This window comes from Nonomuraea wenchangensis (genome assembly GCF_900111685.1).
GTDB lineage: Bacteria > Actinomycetota > Actinomycetes > Streptosporangiales > Streptosporangiaceae > Nonomuraea > Nonomuraea wenchangensis.
On record NZ_FOHX01000008.1, the window covers coordinates 305,557 to 317,786 of the forward strand.

Below are 12,230 nucleotides of genomic sequence, written 5' to 3' on the forward strand. Positions count from 1 at the left end.
TTGCGGCCCGGGCGGGTACGCGGGTCAGCGGCCGAGCCGGTTGCTGACGCCCGTGACGAGCCGGCCGAACAGCCAGGTGGCCAGCCGGTCGGGCAGCGCGACGGCGCCGCGCAGGGCGGTCTCGGTCTGGAACGCCGTACGCGGCCCTGCGGTCGCGACGCCCCGGGTGGCGGCCGCCGAGGCCAGGACGGCCCGCCGCCTGCGGGCGCGCTCGTACGCGGGCAGCGCCGCGGCGGCGTCCTCTCCGGTAGCTCCGGCGAGGGTGTGGGCCAGCGCCGCGACGTCCTCCAGCGCCTGGCCCGCGCCCTGGGCCAGGATGGGCGGCATGGCGTGCGCCGCGTCCCCGATGAGCAGGCTGCGCCCGCGCCCCCAGGGGAGGGAAGCGCGGCGCCGGGTGTGGGGGAAGAGCTCGAGGTCCTTCTCGGACAGCGCCGCCAGCAGGGCGGGGACGGGCGGGGCGTAGGCCGCGTACCGCTCGCGCAGCTCGGCCAGCGCGCGTTCGGGGCCGGCTTCGTCGCCGGGCCGCAGGCGCAGGTCGATGAGCCATTGCAGCATGCCGTCGCCCGCCGGGTGCAGGCCGACGAGACCGTGGCGGCCGAGGAAGAGCCGGGAGCGGGAGCCGAGGTCGAAGGGGGCGGGGATCAGCCCCTGCCAGGTGGCCGCGCCGGTCGGGCGGGCGCCGGTTCCGGGGGCGGCGCCGAAGAGGGCGGCGCGGACCGGGCTGTTGACGCCGTCGGCGCCGATGAGCAGGTCGCCGGTGTGCTCCGTGCCGTCCTCGGTCTCGGCGCGGACGGTCCGGCCGTCGTCGTGGAGCCGGGTGACGCGGGCGCCGAAGCGTACGGTGTCCTCCGGCAGGCCCTCGGCGAGCCGGGCGATCAGGGTGCGGCGGGGGACGACCATCGTCGGCGCGCCGAGCTCGCGTTCCAGCCGGGCGGTGTCCACCGTCATCACCGGCCGGCCGCGGGCGCTGCGCACCTCCAGGGCGTCGAGCCGCCGGCCCAGGCCGTCCAGGGGGACGCCGAGGTCGCGCAGGACGGCGGTGCCGTTGCTCCACAGGACGATCGCATAGCCGCCGTCGCGCAGGGCGGGCGCGCGTTCGAGGACGGTGACCTCGTGTCCCGCCGTACGTAATCCCCTGGCCGCCGCCAGCCCGGCGATGCCGGCTCCCACGATGACGATGCGCATGACCCATCCCTCTACTTTTCGTAGTACTACATCTAGTAGAGCACAAGGGGTCCGCGGTTCATGATCCGGAGCGGTGCAGGAGGGTCGACACCGTCACGGCGGTCAGCACCGTCGCCAGAGGGATGGCGGGAAGGGCGGCGGGCGCGTACGCGAGGACCAGCGCTCCCCCGGCGGCGCCGACCGGGACCGCGGCCAGGACCGACAGGTCGCGCAGCCGGGCCCCCTGCGGGCGGCCGACCGTGATGAGCGCGGCGACGACCCCGGTGAGCGTCCCGGTCAGGTACGTCGTCGACACCCTGTGGCCGCCGCCGAGCCCGCGCATCGCCGCGCTCTGCAGGCCCATCGCCCCGGCCGCCAGGGCGAGCAGCGCGTGCAGCGGCCCGGCGGCGGGCCTGACGCCGGCGACCACCCAGCCGGTGGCGAACACGGCGAGCACGGCCAGCTCCGCCGCCAGCGCCACGATCACCCCTCGCGGGCACCTCCACCTGGCCCCGCCCGCCGCCGCCTCCCGTCGGCCGCGGAACCGGCTGGTGAGGCGGGTGCCGGCGAGGACGCCCGCCGCGTAACCGCCGATGGCCGTGACCCCGGTCAGGAGCTGCGCGAAGGCGGCGGTGCCGATCGCGAACCCGCACACCACCAGGTTGCCGGTCATGACGCTGCTGAACACGCCGCCGAGGCGGGCGAAGCCGGCCACGTCCAGCGTCCCGGTGCCGATGGTGAGCGTGACGGCCAGCAGGGTCAGCCACCCGCCGCCGGACGGCGGGCCGTCCTGGGGCGCGGCGGCGTCTCCAGCCGAGTGACCGCCTCCGGCCGGGTGGCCGCCCCCGGCCGGCGGGGCCGGTCCCGCCGGGCCAGCGGGCATCAGCCGGGTGCGGGCGTGCGGGCGGCGGGCGCCGTTCGCGCCACGGTGAGCCTCATCCTCGCCTCCGCGTTCGTCCCGCTTCCCGGGACGTCTACCCCGTCCGGCGACGCGGCCCGACCCGGAGGGCGCGAACCTTGCCAGGTCTTTGCGGGGGATCGGTGCGGGGGCGGGTCAGTGCGGGGGCGGGCTCACGTAGTGGTGCAGGAGTGCGGGCTCGCCGGCCGCGTTCAGCCAGGTGGCGCGGCTGCTGCCGGTGCGGCGCCAGCCGGAGCGCTCGTAGCGGGCGATGGCCGCCGTCCCCTCGGAGGAGACCTCCAGCGTGACCGGCCGCCCGCGCGCCGCGGCGCGGGCGGCGTCGAGAAGCAGCTCGGCGAGCCCCCGCCCCCGCGCGGCCGGGACGACGAACAGCCGGGTGACCTCCAGGTCAGCGGTCAGCCCCACGTGCCCGAGCACCGCCCCGTCCTCGGCGGCCACCCATGCCCGCTCCAGCCCGCCAGGCGTCAGCCAGCCGCCGGGGTCGTCCGGCCAGTCCACGGGGTAGCGGTCGGCGGCGTGCACGCCGGCGAGGGCCTTGACGCACGCCTCCAGGTCACCGGGGGTTCTCGGGCGGATCAGCACGCGGACCAGCGTAGAGCGGCGGGCCGGGGTCAGCGGAACCGGCCCGCGATCTGGTCGAGTGCCTGGTCGATGAGCTGGCGGAAGTCGCGTTCGTCGTTGCCCGCGCACCACCACTGGGTGGCGACGCGCAGGGCGGCCAGGAACGCCGCGGTGATCACCTCGGGGCGTACGCCGTCGGGCAGGGCGCGGCCGGTGACCGCCTCGCTGAGCTCGTTCTCCAGCCGGACCCGGACGGTGAGCTGCCGGGCCAGCAGGGAGGGGTGGCGCATGGCGAGACGGGTGCGTACGAGCAGCTCGCGGTCGCCGCCGCCGGCCTCGTCGTAGAGGACCTCCAGGGCGGAGCGCAGCGCCTGCCAGGCGGTCCGCTCGGGCGGCTGGTCGCGTACGCGCCGCACGAGCGTGCCGAACCGCTGCTCGTCGCCGTACAGGAGGGCGTCCTCCTTGCCGGCGAAGTAGTTGCTGAACGTGCGGCGGGAGATGTTGGCGGCGTCGGCGATGGCCTCGACGGTGACGTTGTCGAGTCCGTGTTCGAGGGTGAGCCGGAGCGCTGCCTCGTGAACCGCCTGGCGGGTCTCGGCCTTCTTGCGCTCACGCAGCCCTGGCGTGCTGCTCATGATGGAGAGAAGTCTACCCGCCGGGAATATATGCCCAGTGCGCAAAGTTTCCCGATGTGCATGTAGGGTGTCCAGGTCCCGCGATCCGGGACCATTCCCTGACGTTCGTTCCCCCACAGGAGGTTGCGCGTGAGCGCACAGCCGGCAGCGCCGTCCGCGGCGGAGCCGATGACCCATCGGCAGGTACTCGAAGCACTGAGCGGCCTGCTCCTCGTGCTGTTCGTGGCCATGATCAGCGGCACCGTCGTCTCGGTGGCGCTCCCGCAGATCATCGGCGCGCTGAACGGCAGCCAGTCGCAGTACACCTGGGTCGTCACCGCGTCCCTGCTGGCCTCGACCGCCTCGACCCCGATCTGGGGCAAGCTCGCGGACCTGTTCAACAAGAAGCTGCTGCTCCAGATCGCCATCGTGATCTTCATGGTGGCCTCGCTGGCCTGCGGTTTCGCCCAGAACACCGGGCAGCTCATCGCCTTCCGCGCGCTCCAGGGCCTCGGCATGGGCGCGCTGCAGATCCTCGCCCAGGTCGTGATCGCCGCCATGATCAGCCCGAAGGAGCGCGGCCGTTACAACGGCTACCTCGGCGCGGTCATGGCCGTGGCCACCGTCGGCGGCCCGCTGCTCGGCGGCTTCATCGCCGACACCTCGTGGCTCGGCTGGCGCTGGTGCTTCTTCATCGCGGTGCCGTTCACCGTCGCCGCCTTCGCGCTGCTGGCCAAGACCCTGCACCTGCCCACCGTGCGCCGCACGGACGTGAGCATCGACTACTGGGGCGCCGCCCTCATCGCCGCGGGCGTCAGCGTCCTGCTCATCTGGGTGACCTTCGTCGGCAACTCCTTCGACTGGCTGTCCTGGCAGACGGCCGCCATGGTCGGCGGCGGCGTGGTGCTGCTCGCCCTGGCCACGTTGGTGGAGTCCAAGGTGCGCGAGCCGGTCGTGCCGCTGCACGTCGTCCGCCGCCGCGACCCGGCCCTCGCCATCCTGGCCAGCCTCGCGGTCGGCATGGCGATGTTCGGCGGCGCGGTGTTCCTCGGCCAGTACTTCCAGATCGGCCGCGGGTACGGTCCCACCGCCGCGGGCCTGCTGACCATCCCGATGATGGTCGGCGTGCTGTTCTCCTCGACGATCAGCGGCCGGATGGTGTCCAGGAGCGGGCAGACGAAGCCGTACATCCTGGTCGGGCTGGTCGTGCTGCTGGCGGGCTTCGTCGGGCTGTCGACCATCGACCACCAGACGTCCCTGGTCCTGGTGTCGCTCTACATGCTGGCCGTCGGCGTCGGCGTCGGCATGTCCATGCAGAACCTGGTGCTGGTCATCCAGAACACCGTCCCGCTGCGCGAGATCGGCGCGGCCAGCGGCGCGATCACGTTCTTCCGCTCGCTCGGCGGCACCGTCGGCGTGTCGGTGCTCGGCGCCATCCTGGCCAACCGGGTGGCGACCAGCATCACCGAGGGCCTCGCCAAGGCGGGCATCCCGGTCACGGGAAGCCAGGCGGGCAAGAGCCTCAACATCGCCGAGATGCCGGAGCCGATCAAGGAGATCGTCCGGGCCGCGTACGGCGACGCCACCGGCCACATCTTCCTCGTCTCGGCGGGCATCGCCGTGGTCGGCCTGATCGCCGCGGCGTTCCTGCGGCCCGCCAAGCTGCGCGACAGCCTGGACCTGCCCGAGCCGGCCGGTGAGGCCGCCGAGCAGGAGGTCGCGGGCAAGGCCTGACCTTCGATCAAGAAGGCCGCGTTCCTGAGGGGCGCGGCCTTCTCCTTGTTCGGAAACTATCCGAAACTTTCAAGAGCTGTCGGAGGCATTATCCCTGATCGCGGAAACCGTGGACGTCCAGCCGGGGCAGCCACGACCATTCGAGCCATTGACAGCCCTCTTGACGGGTTCGATACTTTCGCCAGTTCGCCGATATTTTCGATGGCAACTGTGGTGGAGGAGATCCGATGAACGACGTCCCGACCCGTCACCGATCCCGCCGCGGCGGCCGTCTCCGGCTGCTACTCGGCGGCGCCTCGGCCCTCGCGCTGATCCTGTCCGCGCTGGTCCTCCCCGGCACCGCCGGCGCCGACACGACCGTCACCTCGAACCAGACGGGCACCAACAACGGTTACTTCTACTCGTTCTGGACCGACAGCCAGGGCACCGTCTCCATGAACCTCGGCTCCGGCGGCAACTACAGCACGTCCTGGAGCAACACCGGCAACTTCGTCGCCGGCAAGGGCTGGAGCACCGGCGCCCGCAGGACCGTGACCTACTCCGGCAGCTTCAACCCGTCGGGCAACGCCTACCTGACCCTCTACGGGTGGACGCGAAACCCGCTCATCGAGTACTACATCGTCGACAACTGGGGCACCTACCGGCCCACCGGGACGTACAAGGGCACCGTGACCAGCGACGGCGGCACGTACGACATCTACCAGACCACCCGCTACAACGCCCCCTCCATCGAGGGCAACAAGACCTTCAACCAGTACTGGAGCGTCCGGCAGTCGAAGCGGACCGGCGGGACCATCACCGCAGGCAACCACTTCGACGCCTGGGCCCGCAACGGCATGAGCCTCGGCAGCCACGACTACCAGATCCTGGCGACGGAGGGCTACCAGAGCAGCGGCAACTCCAACATCACGATCGGCAGCTCCTCCGGAGGCGGCGGGGGCGGCGGTGGCGGTGGCGGCACCGGCGGCTGCTCCGCGACGCTCTCCGCCGGTCAGCAGTGGAGCGACCGCTACAACCTCAACGTCGCCGTCAGCGGATCCAGCAACTGGACCGTGACGATGAACGTCCCCTCCCCCGCGAAGGTCATCGCCACCTGGAACATCAGCGCCAGTTACCCGAACGCCCAGACCCTCACCGCCCGGCCCAACGGCAGCGGCAACAACTGGGGGGTGACGATCCAGCACAACGGCAACTACACCTGGCCGACGGTCTCCTGCAGCGCGAGCTGACGTCCCCCCTTCCGTGACGCGGCGGCCGGACCGGCCGCCGCGTCCGCTTTCGTCGGTGTGAGGTGACATTCGTCAGGGGACGGCCGGCGGCGGGCTGTATAGGCTGCTTGGCGTGAAGGGCAGGCTGTGGAACTGTCTCTACCTCGTCGTCCTGGTGTGGCCGTTGCCCACGTTCCTGGCCTCCTCCCCCTCCCCCGGGCGGGTGGCGCTGGCGGCGGCCGGGCTGGCCGCCTTCATCGGGCTCTACCTGTGGGTCATGTGGTGCGTGGAGCGCTCGCGCCAGACGGGGGGCCTGGTCGCGCTGGCCCTGCTGTACGTGGTCGCCGCCGCGATGACGCCGCTGCTGGGCGAGCTGTGGTTGTTGTCGATGTGGTTCTTCCTCATCGCGGCGGTGGCCGTGTCGTTGCCTGAGCGGGCGCTGCCGGTGGCGGCCGGGGCCACGATCCTGGCCGTCACGCTGGCGTTCCCGCTGCTGCTCGACCTGTCGCTGGCCGAACGCTGGTGGTTCCCGCTGCAAGGCGTGATCTTCGCCTTCGCGATGCGCGCCTTCCTCCGGCTGGAGTCGGCGAACCGGGCGCTCAGCCAGGCCAACGCCGAGGTCGAGCGGCTGGCCGTGGACAACGAGCGGCTGCGCTTCGCCCGCGACATGCACGACCTCCTCGGTCACAGCCTGGCGGTCATGACGGTGAAGAGCCAGCTCGCGGCGCGGCTGGTCACCGCCGACCCGGAACGGGCGCGGGCGGAGGCCGAGGAGGTGGAGGAGCTGTCCCGGCAGGCGCTGACGGACGTGCGGGAGGCGATCACCGGCTACCGGGAGCTGTCACTGGCCGACGAGCTGGACGGGGCGCGGCGCGCGCTCGCCACCGCCGGGGTGCGGCTGGAGGTGGCCGCCGGGCCGCTGCCCGCCGACGTGGAGCCGGTGCTCGCCTGGGTGGTACGGGAGGGGACGACGAACGTGGTCCGGCACAGCGGGGCCCGCCACTGCCGGATCCGGCTGGGGGTGCGGGGTGGGGAGGCGTATGCGGAGGTCAGCGACGACGGCGGCGGATGCCGTACGGACGTCGCGTGCGCGGCAGGCAACGGGCTGCGGGGGCTGGCCGAGCGGGTCGAGGTGGCGGGCGGCGTCCTGGACGGGGGTCCCGCCGAGGGCGGCGGCTTCCGGCTGAGCGCCCGCCTGCCGCTGACGGGCGCGGCCGCATGACCGGCGTGACCGACATGACCGACGTGACCCGCGTGATCCGGGTGCTCCTGGCCGACGACCAGCACCTCGTACGCGAGGCGCTGGCGGCGCTGCTCGGCCTGGAGCCGGACCTGGAGGTGGTCGGCCAGGTGAGCCGAGGCGACGAGGTGGCCCCGGCCGTCACCGCGCTCCGCCCCGACGTGGTGCTGCTCGACATCGAGATGCCCGGCCGCGACGGCCTCACCGTCGCCGGGGACCTGACGGGCGTACGCGTGATCATCCTGACCACGTTCGGCCGGCCGGGCTACCTCAGGCGGGCCATGGACGCCGGCGTCGCCGGGTACGTCGTCAAGGACGCGCGCGCCGGAGAGCTGGCCGACGCGGTGCGGCGGGTGCACGCGGGCGGCCGGGTGTTCGACCGCAGGCTGGCCGCCGCCAGCGTCTCCACCGGCGCGAACCCGCTGACCGGCCGGGAACGGGACGTCCTGCGGGCCGCCACGGAAGGCGGCACCGTGGCCGACATCGCCCGCCGCCTCCACCTGTCGGACGGCACCGTGCGCAACTACCTGTCGTCGGCCATCGGCAAGCTCGGCGCCCGCAACCGCGCCGAGGCCGCCCGCGCCGCCGAGGCCAAGGGCTGGCTCTGACCCGCGCGCCCTGCTGACGAACGTCACTACCGGCCCCGACCGGCCCCGGCGACGCTGGAGGCATGGGAAAACGCCTTCTGCCCGCTCTCGGGCTCTTCGTGCTGTCCCCGCTGGCAGGTGAGTTCCTGCTGGGGAACCTGCCCGTCACCGCGCTGCCCGCGCTGATCGTCCTGGCCCCGCTGTACGGGGGCGGCACCCTGCTCATCCGCGAGCTGGCCCGCCGCGGGGGCGCGGGCTGGCCGGGCATGGTGCTGCTCGCGGTCGCGTACGGGGTGGTGGAGGAGGGCCTGCTCACCCGGTCCCTGTTCGACCCGCACTTCGCCGGGATGGACCTGGCGTCGTACGCGTGGCTGCCGGGCGTGGGCATGAGCGCCTGGTGGACGACGTTCGTGCTGGGCGGCGTGCACGCGGCGGGCAGCGTTCTCGCGCCGATCGCGGTCATGGAGGCGCTGGTGCCGTCCAGGGCGGAGGAGCCGTGGCTGGGCCGGCCCGGCCTGGTCGTGGCCGGGGTGCTGTACGTGCTGGGCGCGGTGGCGACCGGGCTGACGAACCCGGACGTCTACCGCCCGTCGGCCGGGCAGCTCGCGGGGGCGGCCGTGGTGGCGGCCCTGCTGGCCGCCCTCGCCCTGCGCCGCGCACGGGGACAGGCGCCAGAGCCAGTGGCGGAGCGGGCACAGGGGCAGGCGCCAGAGCAAGTGGCGGAGGGGGCGCGGGGGCAGGTGCGGGGGTGGGTGCCGGGGCCGTGGCCGGTGCTGGGGCTCACGCTGGTGGCGGGTCTCGCCTTCTGGCTGGCCGCGCTGACGATCGACACCCTCGGCGCGTGGCCGGCCGTGGCCGCGAACCTGGTCCTGTACGCGGCGGCGTACGCGCTCGTCGCCCGCTGGGCCAGGCGGGCGGGCTGGGGGCTGGCGCAGCGGTTCGCGCTGGGCGCGGGCTGGCTGCTCACCTACGCCTGGCACTCCTTCCTGCAGCCACCGGCCCTGCCCGCCACCCCGGCGGTGGACCTGGCCGGGAACGCGGCCTTCTCGGTGGCCGCCGTCGTCCTGCTGGCCGTGGCCTGGTCCCGGGTCCGGGCGGCGGCGCGCGGGACGTCGGAGACGGCCACGCTCTGACCCTCTGCGGCGGGGTGTTTTGCCCGGTCCTGACCGTCACTCTGGCACCGTGGAGTATGGCCATATTGGGGGAAGAACGCTGGCACATCGCCATCCGGGACCGCGCCGCTACGCTGGCTTTTCCGGAGTGGACACCGCGCGCGGAAGACTGGGCGCAGCTCCATACGGGTTTCATCGACGATGGGACGCCCTATACCGAGGTCTCGGTCTACCGGGACGACGACGGCCGGCAGCGCATTCATTACCGTCGCTACATCGCCGAGGAGCTGCAGCATTTCTGGACCCGGCTGATGAGCGAGTCCGGCGACTGATCCCGCCAGCGTCATCCCGGACAACGCAAGGTGCCCTGCGGCAGAAGCCGCAGGGCACCCGCACGTCAGGCGTCAGCCCTGGTCGCCCGGCACGTTGTTCTTCCAGTCCTCGGGCTTGGCGGCGCCCGGCTTCTTGTCGGCGCCGTTGCGGCCCGGCATCGTGCCCTTGGCCTTGCCCTTGTTCTTGTCCTTGTCGCCGCTCTTCGGCTTGCGCGCGTCCTGAGCCATCGGACTTCCCTTTCTGCGTGTCACGGAGAGAAGCGGTTCGCTACTCCCCGTACACGCGGATGCCCTCAGTGGAGACCGACGAACGACCGAGCGGCCAAGATGCCGACAAAACACGTTAAATAACGCCAAGCGCGGCTGTCAGCCCGTGCGGCATGATGGCGACCGTGACGGACATCGATCCCGCGAGCGCGCGCGCCTTGGCCGAGAGCCTGCGGCAGGTCTACACCGCCGTGGCCGAGAGCATCGGCGCGGACAACGCCGCCTCCCCCCTGATCACCAAGGTGACCGAACACCTCGGCTGCCCGCTCAGTGACGTGGTGGTCGTCGAGGAGAGATACCGCCTCTACGAGCACGCCGCGCTGCAGACCGCCACCGACCTCTACCTCGACCGGCACTCCCCGGACGCCCGCTGGTTCGGCATCGTCGGCGGCGAGCGCCGCTGGGAGAGCGTCATCAACATGCTCCTGGCGGCGATGCGCGACGGAAGCCGGCTGCTCGGCCGCCCCGACTACGGCACGGCCCCGGTCGGGCCCGACGCCACGATCGAGGTCGTGCAGCTCGGCCTGGTCGCCACCGTCGCGCCGGACGGCACGCCGGTGGTCCTCGCGCTGAGCGACCGCGAGGACTACGAACCGCACAGCCTGCTCACCGTGCTCGCGACCGAGCGAGGCACCGCGACGGCGGTGCGCGAGGAGATCGACCGGCTCAAGCGGGCGCACGACCCGTTCCGCGGCCAGGTGCTCAGCTTCGGCTTCAGCGAGCACCGGGACAACGAGCTGCTCACCTTCCTGCCCCGCCCCGAACTGGCCGCCGAGGAGGTGGTGCTGCCGGAGGGACGGCTGGAGACCATCGAGGAGCACATCGTCGGCGTCGCCGAGCTCGCCGACCGGCTCACCGCCGCCGGCCAGCATCTGCGCCGCGGCCTGCTGCTGTACGGGCCGCCGGGAACGGGCAAGACCCACACCACCCGGTACCTGATCGGGCGCCTGCGCGAGCACACGGCGGTGCTCATCACCGGGCCGGCGATGCGGCGCCTCGACTACGCGGTGGCGCTGGCCCGCAGGCTGCAGCCGTCCCTCGTGATCATCGAGGACGTCGACCTCATCGCCGAGGACCGCGGCCACCACGAGACCAGCCCGCTGCTGTTCTCCCTGCTGGACGCGATGGACGGCATCGGCGGGGACGCGGACGTGACGTTCGTGCTGACCACGAACCGGGTCGAGGCGCTGGAGCGGGCCCTGGTCCAGCGGCCGGGACGGGTGGACCTCGCGGTGGAGGTGCCCAGGCCGGACGCGGCGGCGCGGGAGCGGCTGGTCCGGCTGTACGCGCGCGGCCGGCAGATCGACGCCGACACCGGCAAGGTGGTCGCCGCGACCGAGGGCGTGACGGCGTCCTTCGTGAAGGAGCTGCTGCGGCGGGTGATCATGATCGCGCTGCGCGCCGGCGCGCCCACGCTCACCGACGAGCACTTCGACACGGCGCTGCGGGCGATGGCGGGCGACGACCAGGCCCTCACCAGAGCCCTCCTCGGGTCGCAGGAGGGCTCGCGGGAAGGGGCGTCGCAGGGGGTGGTTCCCACCGAGCGGAAGGACACCCGCACCCCGGCCCGCCTGTCACCACCTACCTGCTGACCCGCCGCCGCTCACCCGCCCAGGCGGGGCCGGTTACTCGCCGACGGCCTGGGCCGGGCCTGTGGTCTCGGCGGGCAGCAGGGTGGCGGCGGCGCCGGTGATGGCGAGCAGGCGGGCCGGCATGCCGTGCACGCCGGTCAGCACGAGGGAGCCGCCGCGCCGCCACGCCTCGCGCCGCACGCCGAGCAGCGCGCTCAGCCCGGCGCAGTCGCTGAAGCTCAGGCCGGTCGCGTCGATGACGATCCTGCGTACGCCGCGGCTCAGCAGGTCGTCGCAGGCGGCGCTCAGCAGCGGGCGGGTGAGGAGGTCGAGCTCGCCGTCGAGGCGCACCACGGCGTGCCCGTCCCGCTCCTCGACCCGGACGGTCAGCCAGTCGGGCGTGCCACCGCCGGGCAGTTCGTACGTGGATTCGTCGGTGGTCATCGGCACCGGGTGGCTCCTGTCACGACGGTAGAGAGGTGGCGCGGCGGTCGGGGTCTCCGTCCGGTCGCTCCTGGCCGGGCGGGTGGTCGTCGCGGAACAGGGACAACAGCCCTTCGATCTGGTGGTCGGCGTCGGCCGGGTGGCGGAACGGGCGGCTGGCGTCGACGCTGTAGCGAGTGCGTCTGCCCACGCGGGTGCGGGTGATGTAGCCGGCGCGTTCCAGATCGGTCACGATGTTCTGGGCGGCGCGTTCGGTGATGCCGATCGCGGCCGCGATGTCGCGCACTCGCGCGCCGGGATCGCGGGCGATCTCGGTCAGCACCCGGGCGTGGTTGGTCAGGAACGTCCAGGACCGGTCCGCCGGGGAGGAACGCACCTGCTCCATTGATCCTCCTGGTGGTCGCGGATGAGTGTGCGCACGTCCTGACGAAATCCTATTACGGAAAAGTTTTTCGTGAAAGTCGACGGGGTCGGACG

The 12,230-nt window shown here is 73.0% G+C and carries 14 protein-coding genes; 7 read left to right on the forward strand and 7 right to left on the reverse strand.

The genetic code is table 11. The features are described from left to right. Nucleotides 1–24: 24 nt before the first annotated feature. From BMW85_RS25635 to BMW85_RS25650, 4 genes are all read right to left on the reverse strand, one after another. Complete coding sequence (locus tag BMW85_RS25635) at nt 25–1,185, reverse strand: FAD-dependent oxidoreductase (RefSeq protein WP_091086046.1); 1,161 nt, start codon at nt 1,183–1,185, stop codon at nt 25–27. 58 nt (nt 1,186–1,243) lie between these two features. Further along, a complete protein-coding gene (locus BMW85_RS25640; protein WP_091086049.1) occupies nt 1,244–2,047 on the reverse strand; it encodes a DUF1275 family protein in 804 nt (267 codons plus the stop codon). A gap of 171 nt (nt 2,048–2,218) precedes the next feature. Then, nucleotides 2,219–2,665: a GNAT family N-acetyltransferase gene (locus BMW85_RS25645; RefSeq protein ID WP_218155922.1), complete on the reverse strand. Its 447-nt coding sequence runs from the start codon at nt 2,663–2,665 to the stop codon at nt 2,219–2,221. A gap of 29 nt (nt 2,666–2,694) precedes the next feature. Beyond that, a complete protein-coding gene (locus BMW85_RS25650) occupies nt 2,695–3,279 on the reverse strand; it encodes a TetR/AcrR family transcriptional regulator (RefSeq protein WP_091086052.1) in 585 nt (194 codons plus the stop codon). Nucleotides 3,280–3,447: 168 nt separating this feature from the next. On the opposite strand from BMW85_RS25650, the gene BMW85_RS25655 reads away from it, so the two are divergent. The 6 genes from BMW85_RS25655 to BMW85_RS25680 all read left to right on the forward strand — a co-directional run bounded on the left by BMW85_RS25655 (nt 3,448) and on the right by BMW85_RS25680 (nt 9,471). Then, the gene (locus BMW85_RS25655) at nt 3,448–4,992 is read left to right on the forward strand and encodes an MDR family MFS transporter (protein ID WP_177240894.1); all 1,545 of its coding nucleotides are present in this window, start codon (nt 3,448–3,450) and stop codon (nt 4,990–4,992) included. A 227-nt stretch (nt 4,993–5,219) separates the two neighbouring features. Continuing rightward, the gene (locus BMW85_RS25660; protein WP_091086057.1) at nt 5,220–6,221 is read left to right on the forward strand and encodes an endo-1,4-beta-xylanase XynA; all 1,002 of its coding nucleotides are present in this window, start codon (nt 5,220–5,222) and stop codon (nt 6,219–6,221) included. 112 nt (nt 6,222–6,333) lie between these two features. Beyond that, the gene (locus tag BMW85_RS25665) at nt 6,334–7,422 is read left to right on the forward strand and encodes a sensor histidine kinase (protein ID WP_091086060.1); all 1,089 of its coding nucleotides are present in this window, start codon (nt 6,334–6,336) and stop codon (nt 7,420–7,422) included. A gap of 32 nt (nt 7,423–7,454) precedes the next feature. Next, the gene (locus BMW85_RS25670; RefSeq protein ID WP_091086360.1) at nt 7,455–8,048 is read left to right on the forward strand and encodes a response regulator transcription factor; all 594 of its coding nucleotides are present in this window, start codon (nt 7,455–7,457) and stop codon (nt 8,046–8,048) included. 62 nt (nt 8,049–8,110) lie between these two features. After that, a complete protein-coding gene (locus tag BMW85_RS25675) occupies nt 8,111–9,160 on the forward strand; it encodes an AF_0692 family protein (RefSeq protein WP_091086063.1) in 1,050 nt (349 codons plus the stop codon). Between the two features lie 56 nt (nt 9,161–9,216). After that, complete coding sequence (locus BMW85_RS25680) at nt 9,217–9,471, forward strand: hypothetical protein (RefSeq protein ID WP_020540236.1); 255 nt, start codon at nt 9,217–9,219, stop codon at nt 9,469–9,471. A 72-nt stretch (nt 9,472–9,543) separates the two neighbouring features. Here the strand turns inward: BMW85_RS25680 and BMW85_RS49710 are convergent, their stop codons facing one another. Further along, nucleotides 9,544–9,699, reverse strand: coding sequence for a hypothetical protein (locus BMW85_RS49710; RefSeq protein ID WP_177240879.1), 156 nt, complete (start codon nt 9,697–9,699; stop codon nt 9,544–9,546). Between the two features lie 164 nt (nt 9,700–9,863). Here BMW85_RS49710 and BMW85_RS25685 point away from each other — a divergent pair, with 164 nt between their 5' ends. Next, nucleotides 9,864–11,330: an AAA family ATPase gene (locus tag BMW85_RS25685; RefSeq protein ID WP_218155923.1), complete on the forward strand. Its 1,467-nt coding sequence runs from the start codon at nt 9,864–9,866 to the stop codon at nt 11,328–11,330. Between the two features lie 33 nt (nt 11,331–11,363). Here the strand turns inward: BMW85_RS25685 and BMW85_RS25690 are convergent, their stop codons facing one another. After that, the gene (locus tag BMW85_RS25690) at nt 11,364–11,753 is read right to left on the reverse strand and encodes an STAS domain-containing protein (protein ID WP_091086065.1); all 390 of its coding nucleotides are present in this window, start codon (nt 11,751–11,753) and stop codon (nt 11,364–11,366) included. A gap of 19 nt (nt 11,754–11,772) precedes the next feature. Beyond that, nucleotides 11,773–12,138 carry a winged helix-turn-helix domain-containing protein gene (locus tag BMW85_RS25695; RefSeq protein ID WP_091086067.1) on the reverse strand — a complete coding sequence of 122 codons (366 nt, stop codon included), beginning with the start codon at nt 12,136–12,138 and terminating at the stop codon, nt 11,773–11,775. Between the last annotated feature and the right edge of the window lie 92 nt (nt 12,139–12,230).